We start from the raw sequence: 19,478 nt of genomic DNA on the forward strand, positions 1-19,478 counted from the left end.
GTGTCGCTGGAGGCTACTGGAGTGGCCAGAAGTTGTGATACCCTGATACAAATTCACCAATGTGAGAGTTGTTGTCATGGACATCATGGAAACTATCAAGAACCAGATTGAACAGAACCCTATCCTGCTGTACATGAAAGGTTCTCCTAACCAGCCAATGTGCGGTTTCTCTGCCCGTACTGTGCAGGCGGTGATGGAATGTGGTCAGAAGTTCGCTTATGTCGACATCCTGTCCAACCCTGAAATTCGTGCCAACCTGCCAATTTATGCCAACTGGCCAACCTTCCCACAACTGTGGGTAAACGGTGAGCTGGTAGGCGGTTGTGACATCGTGACTGAAATGTTCGCCAAGGGTGAACTGAAGCCACTGCTGGAAAGCGCTGGTCAGCAGTAATGCGATTCAGCAAAGGCCACCTTCGGGTGGCCTTTGTGTTTTCCGGGAGCCTGATTGACAGACATTGGGCCTCGGCTCGCCATCGATTACACATGCACACGGCATGACCGTAACGGCCATTCAGGCACAGGCGACCGGTTTTGGTGGCCCATCATGACCCATATCAGCCTCGGACCTCGGCCGGGTTTGCTGTCGTAAATGCAATCTGATCATAATGATCAGATGTTTTCTGAATGTTCGGGGTTTGTTGGTGTTACCTTTCGACGGTATCAGTCTGCCGGAAGTGACAAACAGTTCACGACCGTCTTTCGCTGTTTTACGGCCAGTGGCGCCGCCTCCTCGTAGCCCTTCGGTTGATCCTGCGTTGCTTGATCATGCCGATGATCATACCTGCTGCCTGTTTCTCGCCCCTGGCGGGGCTGGCAAGACCCAATTTCTGTTACGAGCCATTGCCAGCTGGCATCAACGTCATGCCAGCCCGCCCTTATGGTTGCCATTGCAGAGTGGTCACGCAGGCCCGCTGCAACTGCTGGAAATGCTGGCACGTGCCAACGGTCAGCCTGAGGATAGCGGCCTGCAAGCGGCGGACCCTCTGGTCAGTCTGCAAGAGTGGCTGGTGGCGGTGGCAGCTCAGGAATTACCGGTACTGATCTGTATCGACGATATCCAGCACCTGCGTGACAGCGCCAGTTGGCAGTTTGTGCAAACGCTGGTGAATCAGCGCCCGCGCAATCTGCGATTACTCCTGGCCGGGCGTGAGGCACCAGCACCGCTTGGCAAGTGGCAGCTGTTACCCGACTGGCAATTTGCCGGACTTGAAGCGGGTTGTTTCAGTGCCGCAGACACCAGCCGTTGGTTTCTGCTGCAGGAGATTGAGCTTGATACGGTGGCGCTTGATTCGCTGGCCTCGGCGTTTGCTGGCTGGCCAGCCGCGTTGACGATCTGGCTTGGCTGTTATCGGGCTGCGGGGCGTCATGGCCAGGGCGGTGTGGCGTTTGGTCCGGAACTGGCGCGCCCGGCGCTGGAAGATTACTGGCGTGGTGAAATCGAATGTGAGTTGGCGCCGCAGAGCGGCCGCCTGTTACGGCTGATGGCGGCGTTGCCGCGTTTACCGGAAGCGGCGTTGTCGTCAATGCTGGGGACCGATGTGGCCCCGCTGCTGCAGCAACTTCAGCAGCAGGGGCTGTTGGTCTGGCGTCATGATCATTACCGCCTGGTTGCTGCCTTCCAGTGGTTGCTGACCGGCATGAGTTCGGAAGTGGAGCGTTGTGACTGGAACCAGAGTGCATTCCGCTGGTACAGCCAGCAAGGGCAGCCAGTCAAAGCCTTGCAGCACGCTCGTTTGAGTAACGAGCTGGAAACACTGGCGCCCTGGGTTGAAGCTCATGCGGAAAATATCCTCGCCAGTCTCGATTTTTCCGGACTGGTGCGCTGGTGTGAAATGGCCGGAGATGAGCTGCTCGGCTGTTCTCCGCGTCTGATGCAAATTGCCTGCTGGGCCTGGTTGTTGACCTGGCGACCACGGCGGGCTGAACCCATGCTGCGCCAACTGCAGCAACGTCAGTATCTGAAAGAAACCGAGTTGCTGGCATTACACGGCTATCTGGCCCGCCTGCGGGGTCAGCAACGCAGTGCTATCAAAATGTGCCGTCGCGCCTGGCAGCATCTGCCGGAGCGGCGTGCCAGCGTACGTTTCCTGATGGCCAACAGCATGGCTTATCTGGCGCTGGGCGAGAACGATCTGGATGCCTCGCGGCGCTGGAGCCAGCAAAGTCTCGAGGTCGCCCGCGAGTTCGACAAACCGGCGCTGGAAGCGCTGGCGCTGTTTGATCTGGCTCGTGTTGAGTTGCACCGTGGATTGTTACCCCAAGCCCTGGAACTGGTGGAACGTGGGCTGCAGTGCTGCCAGCTGAATGGGCTGGAAGACAGTATGGCCATGGGGCGTTTGCAGTTGTATCGGGTGTTTCTGGGCTGGGTTGCAGGCGACACTTCCAGTGAACTCGACACAATCCTGCTGCAGGGAATTCACTGCAGTCAGCGTCACAGCGACGTGCTGGTGTGTTATGGCTTCGGATTACAGGCCATGCAGGCTGCCGCACGTGGCCATTGGCGGCAGGGGCTGGATATTCTGGATGAGGCCGAACGCCTGATGCAGCAATGGGGCGTAGATCGTGACAGTTATCGCTGGCTGGTGTTGGTAAAAGCCAACGTTTGGCTTACCAATGGCAACTTTCTGCGTGCACACGATTGCCTCGACGACCTTTTGCAAGGCCAGAGTGTGCAGCAACTGCCACGCGCGGATGTGTTTCCTATGTTGCCGGACTTCGCTGCCGCTACCCGTGCCCGTCTGTTCTTGCTGGCAGGTGAATACGAGCAATGCCTGCAGGAAGTGGATGAGTGGCTGCGTTGCCATTCAAGCCCGGTGATCATGCTGCTGGTACAGCTGATTCGCGCTGCCGCCTTGCGTGGTTGTCAGCAGGATGACGAGAGTCTGGCGCTGTTTGCACAAGTACAACAGCAGCTGCAGCGTTTGCAGATGCCCGAGGTGTTTGCCTTCTGGGTGCCGGAAATTCATGCGCCGGTGATTGTTGCCGACGATGACGGGCGTACGCCTTTGACCCGAGTACAGTTGAGCGACCGTGAGCACGACGTGTTGCGCAAGATTGCAGAAGGGCTGTCCAACGAGGAGATCGCCCGCCAGCTGTTTATTTCCCTGCATACCGTCAAAAGCCATGCCCGTCGTATCAATGCCAAACTGGGGGTTCGTAATCGTACCCAGGCCATTCATCGTGCCCGGGAGATGTTATTACTCTGATTTCCTGACCCGTATCATCGATTGGCGTAGCAGCGGTCATTGCCGACGAAAACGACTGGCAGCGACCGGATTCGTCGACTAAACCTGAAGGTTAGCAATGCAAACTGGATGCAAGATATGGCTAACAGGTACAACGCACTGGTGATCACCCATGTGGCTGTGACAGCACTTGAGGAGTTATTGGGGGATCGGTATCAGCTGTCAGTCGCAGACTCTGTCGCATCGGTGGCTTCCATGGTCACCGCGCTGACACCCAAATTTATCCTTCTGGATGTTGCCAGCCTCGGCGCAGAGGCTGGAATCCAGGCCTGTCGTGAACTGCGTGAGCAGCCGGAAACGGCCGAGATTCCGCTGATTGCCGTGGCGGATGATCAGACGCTGCCACACCGCATGAGTGCCTATGAAGCGGGCTGTGATGATTATCTGGCCTACAGCGATCTCGACGAATTAAAGGCGCGCCTTGAGCGGGTGCTGTTTAACAAGATCGCCAACGATCAGCTCAAGTTACAGCTGCGCCAAGCCAACGAAATGGCGTTTATCGCCATGTCCGACACCTCTGATCTGGGGGTAAACGTCCAGTTTCTGCTGGATGTAAATCAGTGTGACAACCTTGATGTACTGGGGATGCGGCTGTTTCAGGCGCTGCAGAGTTATGGCATTTCCTGCAGCCTGCAAATGCGCAGCCGTTACGGTGCCAAGAATATGGAAGCCAACGGTATGGCCAAGGATCTTGAATCAGCGTTGTTGATGGAGTGCCGCAACAAGGGCCGTTACGTCGATTTTGGTCGGCGCTCCATTATGAATTACGGCTGTGTGTCACTGCTGGTGAAAAACATGCCGCTCGACGATCCGAAAAAATACGGTGCCATCAAGGACAACGTGTTTTCACTGCTACAAGGCGCGGATGCACGGGTACAGGCGCTGGATAACCTCAAATCACTGGAGCTGGAGCGCATGCTGGTATCACGCATGGCAGCACAGATGCGGGCAGTGGTAGCGAGTACCGATGAGTCCTATCAGGCGGTGATGCGCAACATCGCCATGATTGTGGAGGGTATGGCTGAAGGGGTTGAACACAGCGTGCAGTTTTTGGGGCTGGATGAATACCAGGAGCGCGCGATTCAGGACATTATGGAAAGAGGTATCAGCGAAACAACCCGTGTTTTTAATGACGGCGTGCGGGTTGATGAAGGGTTGAGCCAGTTTTTACAGCGGGTCGACAAGCTGTTTACCGGCAACGGTGTCGACGCCAACGAGTTGGCGTCGCTCACCCAGATGCTCAGTCGCTGAGGCTCTGCTTAAGCTTAGGCGCTGCTCAGGCTTTGGCGGTGCTCAGGCTTTGGCGGTGCTCAGGCTTTGGCGGTGCTTTTGGCAGGTGCTGCAGCTTTTGGCAGCTCCACTTCCCATGGAGGATTCGGACGAATGCTGTCGATCACAAAATCAACAAAGCTGCGTACCTTGGCGGACAGGTGACGGTTGCTCGGGTACAGCGCGTGAATCGGGCTGGCCTCGAACGGGTATTCACAGCACAGTGGTACCAGGTTGCCGGAATGAATCGCCGGAGCCGCAATCAGGGCTGGCAGTGGTGTGATACCGGCACCGGACAGCGCCAGTGCATACAGGGATGCAAAGTCGTTGGCCTGCAGTTTTGGCTTCACCTGAACGGCAATTTCCTCTTTGTCCGGACCTGTCATGTTCCACTGCACCCAGCGTGACGCGCTGATCAGACGGTGGTTGCTGAGGTCATCCGGATGTTCCGGAGTACCAAATCGTTGCAGGTATTCCGGGCTGGCGCACAGCAGTACACCCACATCCCCCAGGTAACGACCAATCAGCGAGGAATCTTCCAGCTGGCCGATACGGAATGCCACGTCGATACCTTCCTGCACCAGATCCAGCAGTTGATCGGACAACACCAGATCAATGGTCAGCTGTGGATGCTCTTCCATAAATTCGGCGACCAGGCTTGCCAGCACGGTAGAACCAAACAGAACCGGCGCGGTAATACGCAGGGTACCGGTCGGAGTGGTTTGCATCTGGGTCACAGCAATGTTGGCTTCCTCGATTTCACTGAGGATACGGGAGCAGTGGCTGTAGTAGGCGTTACCGGTATCGGTCAGACGCAGACTGCGAGTAGTACGCTGAATCAGGCGCACACCCAGACGTTCTTCCAGCTGGGTAATCTTGCGACTGACAGTCGACTTGGGCAGGCCCAGATTTTTGGCGGCGCCGGTGAAGCTGCCTGCTTCTACTACGTGAACAAAAATCGCCATCTCGTTCAGGTCGAATTCTTCTCGTTTGCCTATCTGCATCGGGTGCCTCCACAAAAATCCTGGCCGTGGCCAAGCGTAATCAACCTCGTTAAGTTGCCATAATTATTGGAACAGTCAAACAAATTTTAATCCCATTGTTGTTTTGGTGATATCTAGTGCTGATTTTGTAGCCAATTTCTCGCCTGAATACGACCTCGGTTTGTTCTATTGTGGTGCGACGGGTCACAGGGCTTTGATACACGAATCAGTGCCCGATTGGTGTTATCAGCGCTTGATCACGATTGCCCGGCCGCGCCATCAGCAGTTGCACAACACTGATCACCCGTTCGTCAAAACCGCCTTCACAGTAGGCAAAGTAGTAGTCCCACATGCGGATAAAGGTGTCGTTGTATCCCATGGTTTGCAGCTGTTCGCGTTTGGCCATAAAAGCCGCGCGCCAGTGACGCAGGGTCTGGGCGTAATGAGGACCAAAGTCTTCAAGATGAATGGTGCGCAGATCGGAGGCGGCGGTCATGGCGCTCTGTAACACGGTGAGACTGGGCAGGAAGCCGCCCGGAAAAATGTAGCGTTTGATGAAGTCGACATTACGCAGGGCGCGGTTGTAATGCTGGTCCTGAATGGTAATGGCCTGAATCAGCGCCAGCCCGTCCGGCTTCAGAAGCTGGCGGAAACAGTTGAAGTAACGCGGCAGATACTGATGACCAACCGCTTCTACCATTTCGATGGACACCAGTTTGTCGAAGCGCCCTTGCAGGTTGCGGTAGTCCTCTTGCAGCAGGGTGATAAGGTCTTCCAGCCCGGCCGCACGAATCCGTTCGGCCGCCAGTTCGTACTGCTGGCGCGAAATCGTGGTGGTAGTGACCCGGCAGCCATACTCGCGGGCGGCGTGAATGGCCATGCTGCCCCAGCCACTGCCGATTTCCAGCAGGTGATCATCCGCGCTCAGTTGCAGCTTCTGGCAGATACGGTCGAGTTTGTAGACTGACGCCTGTTCGAGGCTGCTTTCCGGCTGCGGGAACATGGCACTGGAATACATCAGGGTTGGGTCGAGAAACAGCTCGAACATGTCATTGCCGAGGTCGTAATGGGCGGCAATATTGCGGCGAGACCCCTTCTCGGTATTGCGTTGTTGCCAGGCAACCCCCCGTAACAACAGCCGCGCGACTCTGGCGATGCCGTTATCAATGCCTTGCAGCACCTGCTGATTGCGGCTGAATACGCGGATCACCGCTGGCAGGTCGGGGCTGCTCCAGTCGCCGGTCATGTAGGCTTCACCCGCACCCAGCCCGCCATTCAGTGCCATGCTGCGCCAGGCTTCAGGATCGTGGATATACACCTCAGCCTGCAGCTCGGCATTGGCTTCACCACACACGTAGTGATGGCCATCTTCGTGAATCACCAGGCGGCCGTTGCGAATTTGCTGCAGGCGTTTTAACACCTGTTGGCGGCATACACGTTCCAGCCAGCTGCCACGAGGTGCTTCAAGAGTGATGGATTTCATCATGAGTCTCCCGGATGGTGAAGGATTGCGGCTCTGGCCGATGGCCAGGATGTTTGTGAAAACGGGCACCCCGCCACCACAGACGGGCGGCTTGCCAGTAAATACCGATAGCGACTTGCAGGCTTTGCAGTGGATAACGCCACAATAGCCGTCCGAGGCTTCTGCGGCTGATGAGCTGACGCTGCAAGCACAGGGTGGCATCAAATGCAGGCTGGCCCTGACGTTGAAGCGCCAGATGGCTGATCAGCTGGTGGTTGGGCAATTCTTGCGGGCAATTCAGCAACCACTGGTAGCTCATATCCATCGGGTTGAATGGCGATACATGGAAGGCTTTGCTGAACTCAAAACAGAACTTCGGATCACCCGCGCGATGCTGACGCACCTCTGCGGGGTAATGGATATCCGATTGAGTGCCCTGGTCTGCAGCGGTTGCGTCGAGCCGGGTCGAAAGCCAGTAATGATGACGTTCTCCCCACGGGGTGTTGGTGACTTCAGCCAACATGCCCACACACTGGCCCTGCTGGTCAAAACCGAAATAACAACTGAGCGGATTCATCACCACACCGAGCCCACGCAAGTTGGTCAGCACACTGACCCGACAGGCTGGCAAACCCGCTTGCTGAAACTTCAGCAACAGCCGTTGGCGCAGCTGTGGCAGGCTGGTGTCTCCCAGAAAATAGTCGGCACTGTGAAAACCAGACAGCGCCCAGCGTGATTTCCCCCAAAGCGGATGCAAGGCTAACACTCGTTCTATTTCGTCCAGATCCAGCAACATCATGTACAGCGGGTAACGGAACTCATGGCGGGTAACGGCAAAACGCCGATGCCGCACCCAGCCTTCGTAAATTGCGCTGTGCTGAATGCCCGCTGCTTCGGGTTGGCCTGAGCGCTCGAACAGGCTCATGGCATGCTCACTCCCAGCGCCTCACAAACTCGTACCGCACTGCGGACACCGTCTTCATGAAAACCGTTAAACCAGTAGGCGCCACAATAATGGGTGTGGCGGGCACCGCTGATCAGGTAGTGCTGTTGCTGGGCGGCCATACCTTCCAGCGTGAACACCGGGTGGTCGTAACGGAAACGGCGGATGATCTTGTCTGGATGAATGGCATGGCTGCGGTTGAGGGTGACGCAGAACGGCCCGACGTTTTCATCAAACCCCTGCAAACGATTCATGTAGTAGGTAACGGCGGCGGTCTGCTGTTGCTGGTCGTCGAGATGATAATTCCAGGCTGCCCAGACCTTGCGTCGGCGTGGTAACAGTGATTCGTCGGTGTGTAACACCACGTCGTTGCCCTGATAGGGAATGGCACCCAACAGGCGTTGTTCATCAGCCGACGGTTCGGCCAGCAGGGCCAGCGCCTGATCGCTGTGACAGGCCAGAATTACCTGATCAAACGTGCGCAGGGCAACACCGTCGGTCGTTTGTACTTCCAGCTCTACTGCACTGTTATGGCGATGAATCCGCAGCACCGGTGTATCCAGATGCACGCTGCTCTCAGGTAACTGCGCCAGCAGGGTATCCACGTAAGTGCGGGAACCACCTTCGATGACTCGCCATTGTGGGCGGTTTTTCAGACTCAGCAGGCCGTGGTTGTTAAAAAAGCGCAGGAAAAACGCCGCCGGAAAATCCAGCATCCCGTCACAACCCGCTGACCAGATCGCTGCGCCCATCGGAATAATGTAATAACGCCGGAAAGCCTCTCCGTAACCACCGCGTTGTAGGTAGTGGCCGAGGGTTTCGTGTGGGTCGAGACGATTTTGCTCAACGTCGGCCGTGGCTTCGCGGTTAAACCGCAGGATGTCCCGAATCATGCTCCAGAACGTTGGGCTCAACAGGTTGCGGCGCTGGGCAAACAGGCGATCCAGCCCCTGACCGTTGTACTCCAGCCCGGTCTGCTCGCATTTCACGCTGAACCCCATATCAGAAGCTCGGGTTTCCACGCCCAGTAATTCCAGCAAGCGGATAAACAGCGGGTAGGTGCGATCGTTGTACACAATAAACCCGGTGTTGACCGGATAACTCACACCTTGCCATTCAACAGCGGTGGTCTGGGTGTGGCCTCCGGGTTCCTGATTGGCTTCAAACAGCTCAACCCGGTAACGCTGGCGTAACAGCCAGGCGCAGGTCAGACCGGAAATACCGCTGCCAACGATGGCAATCCGTGGTCGAGGGTCGTGCAGGCGTTGTGGGTCGGAATGAGTGCCGGTCATGCTCGGGGTTTCCTTTGCGAACGGGTAAACAGCTTCAGGAGTGGCCACTGCAGGCAATCGGGGAGCGCCCCCAGTAATCGCAGTATTCGGGTAAAACCTTTGGGAAAATGAATGCTGTGCTGGTGTTGCTGCATGCCCGCCACGATGGCCTGAGCGGCCTGTTCGGCGCTGATCCGCATGGGCATGGCGAAGTGGTTGCGGTCGGTGAGTGGCGTTTTGACAAAACCGGGTGCCACCAGGCTGACATCAATACCTTCCTGGGCCAGATCCAGTCGCAGGGATTTTGCGAAGTAATCCACGGCCGCCTTGCTGGCGCCGTAGGCTTCGGCGCGTGGTAACGGCAGCCAGGTCACACTGCTGGATACCGCAACCAGATAACCGCGCTGACTGGCACGCAGCAGGGGCAGGGCGGCAGCCACCGTATTCACCAGTCCATCAAAGTTGGTGTGCATGACCCTGCGGACCAGAGCCGCATCAAACTGGCCAACGTCCAGATACTCACAGGTGCCGGCGTTGGCAATCAGGGTATCTATATAACCAAAAACCTCGTCAATATGGTGCGCGACCAATGCCAGCGATTGTGGATCGGTAACATCGGCGGGCATGGCACTGACGTTGGCATACTGCTCAGCGATGGGCATCAGGCTGGATATATCGCGGGCGCTGATCACCAGATGTCGGCACTGCGCTGCCAATACCGGCACCAGCGCCGCGCCTATGCCGGAGCTGGCACCGGTCAGCCAGATAATCTGGCCGGTTAACGGGTAGTGGCGGCCTCGCAGCCGGTTGATGAGGCGCTTCATGCCAGACGCTTCCGTAACCAGCGGATGGCGGTGCCCATCACGGGCAAGTGCTGGTACAGCATCTGGCCTGCATCAAACAGGTCCTGGTGGCGAATCACCCGATGATGGTTCCATTCCAGCACGGTGCCGCCTTCGACGGTAATCCAGCGTCCGCCACCAATGCGCGGGTGACGGTAATGCATTTGCCAGGGCAAAAAGTCGCGGTTCTGATTGCTGATGGCGTCGCCGTACTCAAAGCGGATGCCATCTACCGACCGATAGAGTCGTTCAAAATAGCGATGCAACTCTGGCAGGCCATGCACCTGATGCAGCGGGTCCGAGAACAGGATCTGCTGGTCGTACACCATGGCCAGCAACGGCTGGCTAAGGCTGTCGCGATCCAGATGCTGGTACAGATGCTGAACGCGTTGTATCCGTTCATGGCTCATCTCTGTGCTCCTGTTGGCGGGCCCTGTGTGGGCTCAGAGTGGTAATTCGGGATGGGCGGCCGGGTCGGTGACCGGTTTACCCAGTACCCCAAACGCATCCAGGGCACGCTGGCGTCCAAACGAATGCTCAACAATCGCAGTGGGATACCCACAACGACGACGCTGCAGGCCGTCTGGTTCATGGCGGCTGTCGGGAGGCAGGCTCGCCAGAGCCGGTACAAAACGGGCGATAAACTCACCGGTAGCGTCAAACTTGCGGCTCTGCAGCAGTGGATTAAAAATCCGGAACCAGGGTGCACCATCGGCTCCGGTGGAGGCACTCCACTGCCAGCCGCCGTTGTTGGAAGCAAGGTCGGCGTCGAGCAGATACTGGTTAAAAAAGGCCTCACCCTGACGCCAGTCGATCAGCAGGTGTTTGGTCAGGAACATGGCACTGATCATGCGCAAGCGGTTGTGCATCCAGCCTTCCTGCAACAGTTGTTGCTGGGCCGCATCGACAATCGGGTAACCGGTGCGGCCTTCGCACCAGGCGGCAAATTCGTCGGGGGCATGACGCCAGCGGATAACCTCGGTTTCTGGCTTGAAGGCGCGGTGTTTGCACAATTCCGGGAAGGCAACCAGCAGATGGCGGTAGAACTCACGCCACACCAGTTCGTTAATCCAGGTCTGGAAACCGGAGCGGCCACCATCCAGACGACCGTCGTTAAATCGCACCGCGGCGTACAGACACTGACGCGGAGACAACAGCCCCAATGACAGCGGCACCGACAGGCGACTGGTGCTGTCGAGGCCCGGGAAGTCGCGTTCCTGATGGTACTGGCGGGCGCGTTCGTCGATAAATTCCTGCAGCTGCTGGTGGGCGTCATCCTCGGAGGCCGACCAGAGTGGATCAACGTTCGGTTCTGCCACGCTGGATACCGGCATCAACAGATGGTCCGGCCATTCAAACGGAGCCTGAACTGCCGGAGCAGGCAGTGGAGCAGTTAGCGCTGGACCGGCATCGGCCATCCACGCCTTGCGGAATGGGGTGTACACCCGGAATGGCAAACCGGCCTTGTTGTTGACGGAACCGGGAGCCAACAGGCACTGGTCGTGGAAGCGTTGCACGTCGACGCCCTGCGCCGCGGCGTCACGACATACCATGATGTCGCGCCGACGTTCATTCACTTCGTATTCATTGTTGAAAAACAGCTGACGGGCACCTAGCGCCTGTAACCAGTGTGCGATCCGCTGACGGCTGGCTTCAAAGTCGGCGACGGTTTCAATCAACAGGGGAATATTGCGCGCTGCCAGGCTGTCGTGCAGTGATGCCATGGCAGCCCGCATCAGATTGATCTTGCGCGGGCCAATGCCATGGCGGGCCCACTGGTGGTGGGTTTCAAACACGATGGCCACCACCGGACGCCCCTGTTGGGCAGCTGCGTGCAGGGCAGGGTTATCGTGAATTCGCAGGTCTGTGCGAAACCACATCAGTACCGGTTCAGTCATGGTCATTCACCTCGTGGGTAATCGACCACGGCGCAGCGACTTCTCCACCACGTCCGTAATCAAGAATATAGCTCTGGATCTGCTGCTGCAGTGGCAGGCGACGCAGGTCGTTAAGGTCTGGCAGGTCATAAATGACAAAACTCTGGCAGCCACTGAGCCAGAATGAACGCGGGCTGCTGACCAGTGCCTGCCATTCCTGATGCTGGCTGTCGGTAGCGGGTTGCCAGTGCAGCCACAAATGGCTGGCCTGCAAGGCATCAGCGGCCAGACGCACATCACTGGCGGGCAGGCTGGTGTCGAGCAGCTCGACCCGGAGCCCGGCGGCACCAATGGCACAGGCACGGATCAGCAGATCAAGCGTGGCACTGCGGCAATTGCTGCTCAGTAACAGCCGTGGGCCGGATGCATGGCGCTGTTGCTGATGCATCAGCACTTGCAGGCGCTGGATCAGGCGGCTTTCCAACAGGCTGGCGAGCAAGCGGCCATGACTGTGCCCGCGCAGCTGTTCAAGGGCGGGCAGCAGTGCCCGCTCGTAATAGATCGCCACCGGATAATGGGAAAAACCGTCGTTGAGGCTCTGGTCGAGTACGCCCAGCTCAAACTGTTCAACACTGCTGACAACCAGCAATTGCTGTTCACTCCAGACGTCTGTGCGTTCACTGGTTGTCTGGTTACTGGACGGCTGATTCAACAGCAGCTGTACCTGACGCACCGGATAGCCCTGTTCCAGCCAGTACAGAATTCGCCGTACATCCTGCAGATGCTGGTCGTTGTAAAAGCGATGGCCCTTGGGAGTACGCAAGGGTTTGACGATGCCATAACGACGTTCCCAGGCCCGCAGGGTGGCCGGGTTAACCCCGGACAGCCGCGCGAATTCGCGGATCGGGTAGGTGCCGTCGGGCCAGCTGACTGGCTCGTCCTGTTCAGATCGCATTACGCAGGCCCAGCTCATAAGGATGCGGGTTCAGATACACCTGATTGCGGGCATATACACTCACATCCTGGCTGTGGGCGAGGTGATGCTTGAGCAGGGTCAGCGGCACAATCAACGGCACAATGCCCTGACGGTATTGGCCGATCAGCTCGGTCAGTTCTTCACGGTCACCGCTGTCGAGGTGATGGCGCAGGTAACCTTGCAGGTGTTGCAGGGTGTTGGTGTGGCTTTTGCGGCTGGCGGGTTTGGCCAGAGCGGTCATCAGCGCCAGGATGTAATCATCAGCGATGTCTTCCAGCGCCCGGCTGCGCAGGTCGGCCAGCAAACGCCCGATGGTTTTGTATTGGGCCACGCTGTGGGCCATCACCAGATATTTGTAGCGAGAGTGGAAGTTGATCAGGCCGTTGGCGGTGAGCGGCTGGGACCGGAACTGACGCCAGTCGTGCAGGGTGAATACCCGCACCATAAAGTTTTCGCGCAGGGTGTCGTCGTTCAGGCGTCCGGCTTCTTCCATAGGCACCAGTGGCAACAGGCGTTGCAGCTCGGTGGCAAACACTCCACCGGTAGCACCTTCCGGATGGCCATTGGCCAGATATCGCTTCACGCCGAACAGGCCACAGCTTGGGCTTTTTTGCATAAAGATGTAACCGCACAGCTGGTCGAGGCGGGCGGCTTGCTGATGGGCGTAGTCGCGCAGTGGAATGGTGACATCCAGATCCGGGTTGTCAGTACCCAGCGCCCGAACTTCGGGGTCATTGGCATTCTGGCTGACCAAGCGGATGGGGGGCCGTGGAACCGGCATGCCAATACCCATTTCCGGGCAGACGGAGGTGAATTCGAAATAACGCGACAAGGTATCGGTGCAGAAGCGTGAGCGCTTGTGCGAGCCATTAAAACGCACCGGTTCACCCAGCAGGCAGCTGCTGATTCCAACCGGGATGCGGACAGAAGAGGAAGTCTCGGTGTTGGCCATGATGTATAACCCTTGCCTGTTTTGTATAGGTTTTAGCATGGCTTCTTGTATAGGTTTGGTCAAGTATTCTTGTACAGGAAACGATAATTTGTACAGCTTGACCGGATCAACCGCCCAAAACCTGCTGGCAGTGTGCAAAACAGCGGGGGTGCACTAATTCCGATCAGTTAAGCATCCGTCGGCATTCTTACACTTCGTTACCGCATCGGATGGTCAGGATTTGTTCGGCTTGTTAATTGGCTCTACCGCTTGCCCTCTTGTGGGACCTTGTCCCCCGGCCGGGTCGGCCGTTGCGGTGAATTCCGGCTCGCCCAGATGGGCATTGGGCAGCCAGCTGCGCTGGGCACATTCGGAAATCAATGATCAGGCTGTTTGAACAGTCCTTAACTGATCAGCATTAAGGGGTTGTACAGGTGTGGTTCTGGTGTGGTACAGAGGAGCAGGCGCTGGAGGTATAAGGGAAGTTACGAGAAGTAGCGGGAAATAGACGCTGACGAAATACCCACCAGGCAGGACAAAGCAGGCCGACCGTGCGGAGCGGGGTGTTGTCCTGACGGCGGATACAAAGCCTGTCGATGACAGGCTTTGTATCACGTGGAGCCAGGCGTATCAGATCACCTGACGTATCACTACTTCGGCAATGGCGCGTGCGACTTCCGGTTCCAGTCCTACTGGCGCCAGCAGGGTCAGTTGGATCAGATGCTCTTTTTGCAGCTCCTCGATCTGCAACGGAACATCGATACGCAAATGGCGGCCGGCGGCAAAAAACAGCGGCAGCACATCGATGTGGGTATAACCTGCTTCGGCCAGCAGTGCGACCTGGTTTTCCAGCGACGGCTCGGCCAGTTCCATATAGGCCAGATCAACGCGATTGCCATCCGCTTGCAGGCTGCTGCGAATCTGCGACAGCAGTTCATCAAAGGGTTTTAACCAGTGTGGATCACTGCTGCCGTGGGCCAACAGAATGGTCGCCTTGAGGTTTTTCTTGTTCATCTTGTCACCTCCTTCCGAATGGTTCTCCGAGACCGGCGTCAGGGAACCGGAATGGTCGTACAAGGAGGAAAAGCCGGTCATGCGTTCGCCCCCGTCACGCGAGAATTGGACAACTGCGCTTGCAGCGCAGTTGCAGCTGCCTGACCACTGAGCCAGGCACCTTCGATACTGGCCGATTGCAGCCAGTCGCCGCACAGCACCAGTTTTTGCTGCGGGTCGAGCTGATACCCCCTGGTATCAGCACTGTTGTCCGGGAAGGCGTATAACCAGCGGTGCAGCCAGGATTCGCGCGCCTTGAGGGCATCCAGTCCGGTGGTATTCCAGAACGCTTGCAGCAGCTGTTGTTCAACCCACGGACGGGTGTGGTCGATGCAGTTCTGGCTCCATTCATGGTTGGCCAGCACCACCCAGGTTTCACCGCTATCCCGGCCGGGTTTGCTGTTATTACGCGCCAGCCAGCTGATAGCACCTGTGTGTACAAATGCGGCGTCAAACGGCGTCGCCAGCGGCTCGTCAAAAGCCAGCAATAATGCCCAGCAAGGCAGCATACTACTTTGCAGGCAGGCCTGTTGCAGATTGACCGAATTACGGACAAATGGTTCAGCCTGTGCTGGCGGAGTCGTGACCACCACCGCATCAAAGCCATCAAAGAGGTCGCCGGTTTCACTTTCCAGCGTCCAGTGCTGGTCATGTCGGTGCAGGGCAGTGATACGGGTAGAGGTGTGCAAGGCGCTGGCTTTTTCGGCCAGGGTGCGACTGAGGGCTGTCATACGTGGTACGGCGACATAACGAATGTCGTCGTCCGGTGATGGCCGGGCATCGTCCTCATCAATCAGCCAGGGAGTGATCTTCCAGGGTTCGATCAGCCCCTGCTGGTGCCAATCGGCGAGGATAGCTGCAAACGCCGGAGTATTGGCCTTCATAAACTGGGCACCCATGTCCCAGCTGGCCGATTGACCACGCTTGCTGGCCATACGCCCACCCGTGCCGCGGCTTTTTTCAAACAGTTCGACCTGATGGCCGTGGTGATTAAAAACCGCCAGTGCGCCGAGCGCCGCCATTCCGGCACCTATAATTGCAATACGGGCCATCTTGTTTCCGCCACATAACTTTGTACAGGTTTTGTAGTTTAGCATTGCCAGATACTATGTATAGGTGTTGTATAATAAATGACAGCCAAACCATGCGAGGTAAACAATCATGGGCAAACGAATTCTGATTACGGGGGGCAGTGGGTTTATTGGCTCCCGTCTGGTGTCGGCCTGGCGTCTGGTCGGCCATGACATCTCGGTTCTGACCCGACAGCCGGGCAAAGTACGTCAACGCTGGCCGGGCATTACCGCGGTGGATGATTTCAACGAACTGGAAGGTCGCTTCGACTGGGTCGTGAATCTGGCCGGTGAAGGCATTGCTGACCAACGCTGGAGCGAAGAGCGCAAAGCGATTCTGCGCGCCAGTCGTATTGCTCTCACCGAAGATCTGGTGGCCTGGGCCAAACGTACCCATCAGCACTTCGAGGTGGTGGTGAGTGGTTCGGCGATTGGTTATTACGGTGGCAAACACGGTAAGGCGGGCGAGGTCTGGCTGGATGAACAGAGTGACAACGGTCGTGATTTTGCCGCCCGTTTGTGCCGTGACTGGGAGCTGGCAGCTCAACCTCTGACGGCTTACTGCAAACGACTGGTGATCGCCCGTACCGGCGTTGTGCTGGGTGCTGAAGGCGGCATGATGAAACGCCTTTGGTTGCCGTTCCGGATGGGTATGGGCGGCCAGATTGGTGATGGCAGCCAATATCTGGCGTGGATTCATATCGACGATTACTGCCGTGCGATTCACGGCCTGCTGGATGGCCAGTTGCCACTCAGTGGTGTGGTGAACATGACGGCACCCGAACCGGTGACGAATACTGATTTCACTCACAGCCTGGCAGCCGCTCTGGGACGTCTGGCGTTGTTGCCGATGCCAACTCCGATGGTGAAACTGCTGTTCGGGGAAATGAGTACACTGCTGCTGGATGGTCAGCGGGTGGCTCCTGTAGTACTCAAACAAGCCGGGTTTGAGTGGCAGTTCCGCCAGATTGATTCGGCACTCGGTAATCTGGCTCTGGAACGCCAACACGAAGCACATGCAGCCTGACAACTGTTAGAGGTGTGGGTTTGACGCCAACATCGGCTGACTAACCTGCACCTTCTGTAATTCTGTTATAAAGGGATCACAGGTTTCTGACGGGTAACTGGAAACTGTAGTTTTCTGTTACTTGTGTTTGCAAGGTAAGCGGCAGGGAACTAAACCTAGGTTAACGAGACCCATTTTACGTAGGGCACATCATGAGCCGTCAGACACTTGAACACTATCTGTATGAATTCGACTCCGGATACCGGATCAGTTACGTGAATTTTTCCCGTGCCAGTGATCTGACCGACGCTCAGTTGATTCTGACTCTGGAACGTGGCCACGAACGCCGCACCTTTGTATTTACCCAGCCACTGTTTAATGACATCGACCGTAATCTGGTGTCTTGCCGTGGCCTGTACATCGCAACTCTGAAGAGTTCGCCGTTGTCTCCGAATCGTGTTGAGGTTGGAGATCTTGAAGGCAATTTTGCCTACTTCACCGCTCGTACCGTGAAGAACATTACTCCGACTGCCTGACAGTGAGGATTCCTGTCAGCCCGGCGCTGCCGGGCTTTTTTATGCCTGCTTGTTTGCCTGCTGTTACTTTCTCCTGCCTGCAGTTCCCGAAACAGGCCAGTTGTTCACAGAAACAGTCTGGTCTGCCCGTAAAGACTTCTCTCACTTCTTCCCTGCGGTTAGGCTGGCGGCCTGATGAGCAAACAAGACACCGGAGTGTGGAGTGACTAACGAGGTTTTTACCCTGGCCGCCTGGGGCGTGCTGATTCTGATCGGTTTATTGGGAACCCTGACCGTTGGAGTATTGGGCTGGCTGGCCTATGCCTACTGGGTGGATATTCACCAGACCCAACACACGGTACGCCGCAACTTCCCGGTGATTGGCCGTTTCCGCTATTTCTTCGAACACATGGGAGAGTTTTTCCGGCAGTACTTTTTTGCCATGGATCGCGAGGAAATGCCGTTTAACCGTGCCGAACGTGCCTGGGTGTATCGTGCCGCCAAAAAAGAAAGCACCACGGTTGCCTTTGGTTCCACCCGTCGTCTCGATGTACCGGGCACCGTACTGTTTGTGAACAGTCCTTTCCCGGCACTCAAACAGGATTTTGCTGAATCCGGCCCACTGACCATTGGTGAACACTGCCGGATGCCATACACCACTTCCTCGCTGGTGAATATCTCCGGTATGTCGTTTGGTGCGCTGTCGCAACCGGCAATTCGCGCGCTTTCGAATGGTGCTCGCAAGGCTGGCTGCTGGTTAAACACCGGTGAGGGCGGTTTGTCGCCGTACCATCTGGAGGGTGGCTGTGATGTGATTTTCCAGATTGGTACTGCCAAGTACGGTGTGCGGGATGAACGTGGCCAGCTCGATGATGACAAGCTGCGCGCCATTGCCGCCCACGAACAGGTAAAAATGTTCGAGATCAAACTGAGCCAGGGCGCCAAGCCGGGCAAAGGGGGCATTCTGCCTGCCAACAAGGTAAATGCCGAAATCGCCGCCATTCGCCATATTCCGATCTGGGAAGATTCCATCAGCCCTAACGGTCATCCGGAAATCCGCTCGGTGGATGACCTGCTCGACATGATCGAACGGGTGCGCTCCGTTACCGGCAAACCAACCGGCTTCAAGGCGGTATTGGGGGATATTGATTGGATTCGTGATCTTTGCCGCGCCATTCATCAGCGTGGTCGTCAGTGTGCCCCGGACTTTATTACTCTCGACGGCGCGGAAGGGGGCACCGGTGCAGCCCCGCAGCCACTGATGGATTACATGGGTCTGCCGTTGACCCAATCATTGCCGATGCTGGTGGACGTTCTTGATGAGTTCCATCTGCGTCCACGTATTCGTGTGATTGCTTCCGGCAAACTGATCACCCCGGACCGGGTGGCCTGGGCGTTGTGTGTTGGCGCCGACTTTGTGAATACCGCTCGTGGTTTCATGTTTGCGCTCGGCTGTATTCAGGCCCTGCAGTGCAACAAGAATACCTGCCCGACCGGTATCACCACGCATGATCGTCATTTGCAGGCGGGTCTGGTGCCACAGGATAAGGCCGAACGGGTGTTTCATTTTGTCCAGACTCTGGTGCAGGAAGTGGGTGTGATTGCGCACTCCTGTGGTGTGGATGAGCCTCGCAAGTTGCAACGTCGCCATGCTCGTATGGTGCAGCCGGACGGTCAGGTGCCGTTGTTGTCGGAGTTATACGGTACCCAATCGTTCCATCCGGCTGCGGCCGAGATGCGGGCGTACGAATAACGGCAGCTTTGCTGCTGGCTGCGATGGTGTAGTGGCTGCTGTTCGTCCGACGTCCGACGTCCGACGTCCGACGGCTGGCCGGGCCGCGATCGGATCTGGCGGCTACTCTGCTTGTTAACTTGCTACGTTGCTTGCCCTCTTGGGGGACCTTGTCCCCCCGGCCGGGCGGGCCTCCCCCTGCTTTTGCCCGGCTGGGCTCGTTTCTCCGGTTTTCACCGACAACGGCTGTTCGACCCCGGCCCGATGGCACGTCCTTGTGCCAACGGGCCTTGCGGGGCA

General features: G+C 57.1%; 17 protein-coding genes. 6 read left to right on the top strand and 11 right to left on the bottom strand.

The annotated features are described in order from the left end of the window. Positions 1-76 precede the first annotated feature (76 nt). The 3 genes from grxD (at position 77) to OUO13_RS04665 (ending at position 4,499) form a co-directional block, all read left to right on the top strand. Positions 77-394, top strand: a complete 318-nt coding sequence (gene grxD, locus OUO13_RS04655; protein WP_283172688.1) for a Grx4 family monothiol glutaredoxin — start codon at positions 77-79, stop codon at positions 392-394. 325 nt (positions 395-719) lie between these two features. Further along, positions 720-3,209: a LuxR C-terminal-related transcriptional regulator gene (locus OUO13_RS04660; protein WP_283172689.1), complete on the top strand. Its 2,490-nt coding sequence runs from the start codon at positions 720-722 to the stop codon at positions 3,207-3,209. A 117-nt stretch (positions 3,210-3,326) separates the two neighbouring features. Further along, entirely contained in the window at positions 3,327-4,499 is a 1,173-nt protein-coding gene (locus OUO13_RS04665; RefSeq protein ID WP_283172690.1) for a response regulator, read from the top strand. 59 nt (positions 4,500-4,558) lie between these two features. Here the strand turns inward: OUO13_RS04665 and OUO13_RS04670 are convergent, their stop codons facing one another. The 11 genes from OUO13_RS04670 to OUO13_RS04720 all read right to left on the bottom strand — a co-directional run bounded on the left by OUO13_RS04670 (position 4,559) and on the right by OUO13_RS04720 (position 15,907). Beyond that, complete coding sequence (locus OUO13_RS04670) at positions 4,559-5,521, bottom strand: LysR family transcriptional regulator (RefSeq protein ID WP_283172691.1); 963 nt, start codon at positions 5,519-5,521, stop codon at positions 4,559-4,561. A gap of 205 nt (positions 5,522-5,726) precedes the next feature. Next, entirely contained in the window at positions 5,727-6,983 is a 1,257-nt protein-coding gene (locus tag OUO13_RS04675) for an SAM-dependent methyltransferase (RefSeq protein ID WP_283172692.1), read from the bottom strand. After that, positions 6,964-7,887 carry a DUF1365 domain-containing protein gene (locus OUO13_RS04680; protein ID WP_283172693.1) on the bottom strand — a complete coding sequence of 308 codons (924 nt, stop codon included), beginning with the start codon at positions 7,885-7,887 and terminating at the stop codon, positions 6,964-6,966. The genes OUO13_RS04675 and OUO13_RS04680 overlap by 20 nt, the downstream gene beginning before the upstream one ends. After that, positions 7,884-9,197, bottom strand: a complete 1,314-nt coding sequence (locus OUO13_RS04685) for an NAD(P)/FAD-dependent oxidoreductase (RefSeq protein ID WP_283172694.1) — start codon at positions 9,195-9,197, stop codon at positions 7,884-7,886. The genes OUO13_RS04680 and OUO13_RS04685 overlap by 4 nt, the downstream gene beginning before the upstream one ends. Further along, positions 9,194-10,000: an SDR family NAD(P)-dependent oxidoreductase gene (locus OUO13_RS04690; RefSeq protein ID WP_283172695.1), complete on the bottom strand. Its 807-nt coding sequence runs from the start codon at positions 9,998-10,000 to the stop codon at positions 9,194-9,196. Before OUO13_RS04690 ends, OUO13_RS04685 begins: the two co-directional genes overlap by 4 nt. Next, positions 9,997-10,428, bottom strand: a complete 432-nt coding sequence (locus OUO13_RS04695) for a nuclear transport factor 2 family protein (protein WP_283172696.1) — start codon at positions 10,426-10,428, stop codon at positions 9,997-9,999. Before OUO13_RS04695 ends, OUO13_RS04690 begins: the two co-directional genes overlap by 4 nt. 33 nt (positions 10,429-10,461) lie before the next feature. Beyond that, the gene (gene phrB, locus OUO13_RS04700; RefSeq protein WP_283172697.1) at positions 10,462-11,916 is read right to left on the bottom strand and encodes a deoxyribodipyrimidine photo-lyase; all 1,455 of its coding nucleotides are present in this window, start codon (positions 11,914-11,916) and stop codon (positions 10,462-10,464) included. Next, positions 11,909-12,850 (bottom strand): MerR family transcriptional regulator, encoded by a 942-nt coding sequence (locus OUO13_RS04705; protein ID WP_283172698.1) that lies wholly within the window; start codon positions 12,848-12,850, stop codon positions 11,909-11,911. The genes phrB and OUO13_RS04705 overlap by 8 nt, the downstream gene beginning before the upstream one ends. Further along, a complete protein-coding gene (locus OUO13_RS04710; protein WP_283172699.1) occupies positions 12,840-13,823 on the bottom strand; it encodes a YbgA family protein in 984 nt (327 codons plus the stop codon). Before OUO13_RS04710 ends, OUO13_RS04705 begins: the two co-directional genes overlap by 11 nt. A 609-nt stretch (positions 13,824-14,432) precedes the next feature. Next, positions 14,433-14,897 carry a sirohydrochlorin chelatase gene (locus OUO13_RS04715; protein WP_283172700.1) on the bottom strand — a complete coding sequence of 155 codons (465 nt, stop codon included), beginning with the start codon at positions 14,895-14,897 and terminating at the stop codon, positions 14,433-14,435. After that, complete coding sequence (locus OUO13_RS04720; RefSeq protein WP_283172701.1) at positions 14,894-15,907, bottom strand: NAD(P)/FAD-dependent oxidoreductase; 1,014 nt, start codon at positions 15,905-15,907, stop codon at positions 14,894-14,896. Before OUO13_RS04720 ends, OUO13_RS04715 begins: the two co-directional genes overlap by 4 nt. A 109-nt stretch (positions 15,908-16,016) precedes the next feature. Between OUO13_RS04720 and OUO13_RS04725 the strand changes: the two genes are divergently transcribed. The 3 genes from OUO13_RS04725 (at position 16,017) to OUO13_RS04735 (ending at position 19,199) form a co-directional block, all read left to right on the top strand. Continuing rightward, a complete protein-coding gene (locus OUO13_RS04725; RefSeq protein ID WP_283172702.1) occupies positions 16,017-16,952 on the top strand; it encodes a TIGR01777 family oxidoreductase in 936 nt (311 codons plus the stop codon). Between the two features lie 191 nt (positions 16,953-17,143). Further along, entirely contained in the window at positions 17,144-17,467 is a 324-nt protein-coding gene (locus OUO13_RS04730) for a hypothetical protein (protein ID WP_283172703.1), read from the top strand. A 202-nt stretch (positions 17,468-17,669) separates the two neighbouring features. Next, a complete protein-coding gene (locus tag OUO13_RS04735; protein WP_283172704.1) occupies positions 17,670-19,199 on the top strand; it encodes an FMN-binding glutamate synthase family protein in 1,530 nt (509 codons plus the stop codon). Positions 19,200-19,478 lie beyond the last annotated feature (279 nt).

Origin of the sequence: Parathalassolituus penaei (assembly GCF_026626885.1) — a bacterium.
Classification (GTDB): domain Bacteria; phylum Pseudomonadota; class Gammaproteobacteria; order Pseudomonadales; family Oceanobacteraceae; genus Oceanobacter; species Oceanobacter penaei.

What these genes read in the sequence shown, in the direction of transcription:
- OUO13_RS04670 (WP_283172691.1), bottom strand. Translation starts at nt 5,521, where the DNA reads ATGCAGATAGGCAAACGAGAAGAATTCGACCTGAACGAGATGGCGATT.
- OUO13_RS04665 (WP_283172690.1), top strand. Translation starts at nt 3,327, where the DNA reads ATGGCTAACAGGTACAACGCACTGGTGATCACCCATGTGGCTGTGACA.
- OUO13_RS04730 (WP_283172703.1), top strand. Translation starts at nt 17,144, where the DNA reads ATGAGCCGTCAGACACTTGAACACTATCTGTATGAATTCGACTCCGGA.
- OUO13_RS04690 (WP_283172695.1), bottom strand. Translation starts at nt 10,000, where the DNA reads ATGAAGCGCCTCATCAACCGGCTGCGAGGCCGCCACTACCCGTTAACC.
- OUO13_RS04705 (WP_283172698.1), bottom strand. Translation starts at nt 12,850, where the DNA reads ATGCGATCTGAACAGGACGAGCCAGTCAGCTGGCCCGACGGCACCTAC.
- OUO13_RS04710 (WP_283172699.1), bottom strand. Translation starts at nt 13,823, where the DNA reads ATGGCCAACACCGAGACTTCCTCTTCTGTCCGCATCCCGGTTGGAATC.
- OUO13_RS04725 (WP_283172702.1), top strand. Translation starts at nt 16,017, where the DNA reads ATGGGCAAACGAATTCTGATTACGGGGGGCAGTGGGTTTATTGGCTCC.
- OUO13_RS04680 (WP_283172693.1), bottom strand. Translation starts at nt 7,887, where the DNA reads ATGAGCCTGTTCGAGCGCTCAGGCCAACCCGAAGCAGCGGGCATTCAG.
- OUO13_RS04715 (WP_283172700.1), bottom strand. Translation starts at nt 14,897, where the DNA reads ATGACCGGCTTTTCCTCCTTGTACGACCATTCCGGTTCCCTGACGCCG.
- OUO13_RS04685 (WP_283172694.1), bottom strand. Translation starts at nt 9,197, where the DNA reads ATGACCGGCACTCATTCCGACCCACAACGCCTGCACGACCCTCGACCA.
- OUO13_RS04720 (WP_283172701.1), bottom strand. Translation starts at nt 15,907, where the DNA reads ATGGCCCGTATTGCAATTATAGGTGCCGGAATGGCGGCGCTCGGCGCA.
- OUO13_RS04675 (WP_283172692.1), bottom strand. Translation starts at nt 6,983, where the DNA reads ATGAAATCCATCACTCTTGAAGCACCTCGTGGCAGCTGGCTGGAACGT.
- phrB (WP_283172697.1), bottom strand. Translation starts at nt 11,916, where the DNA reads ATGACTGAACCGGTACTGATGTGGTTTCGCACAGACCTGCGAATTCAC.
- OUO13_RS04695 (WP_283172696.1), bottom strand. Translation starts at nt 10,428, where the DNA reads ATGAGCCATGAACGGATACAACGCGTTCAGCATCTGTACCAGCATCTG.
- grxD (WP_283172688.1), top strand. Translation starts at nt 77, where the DNA reads ATGGACATCATGGAAACTATCAAGAACCAGATTGAACAGAACCCTATC.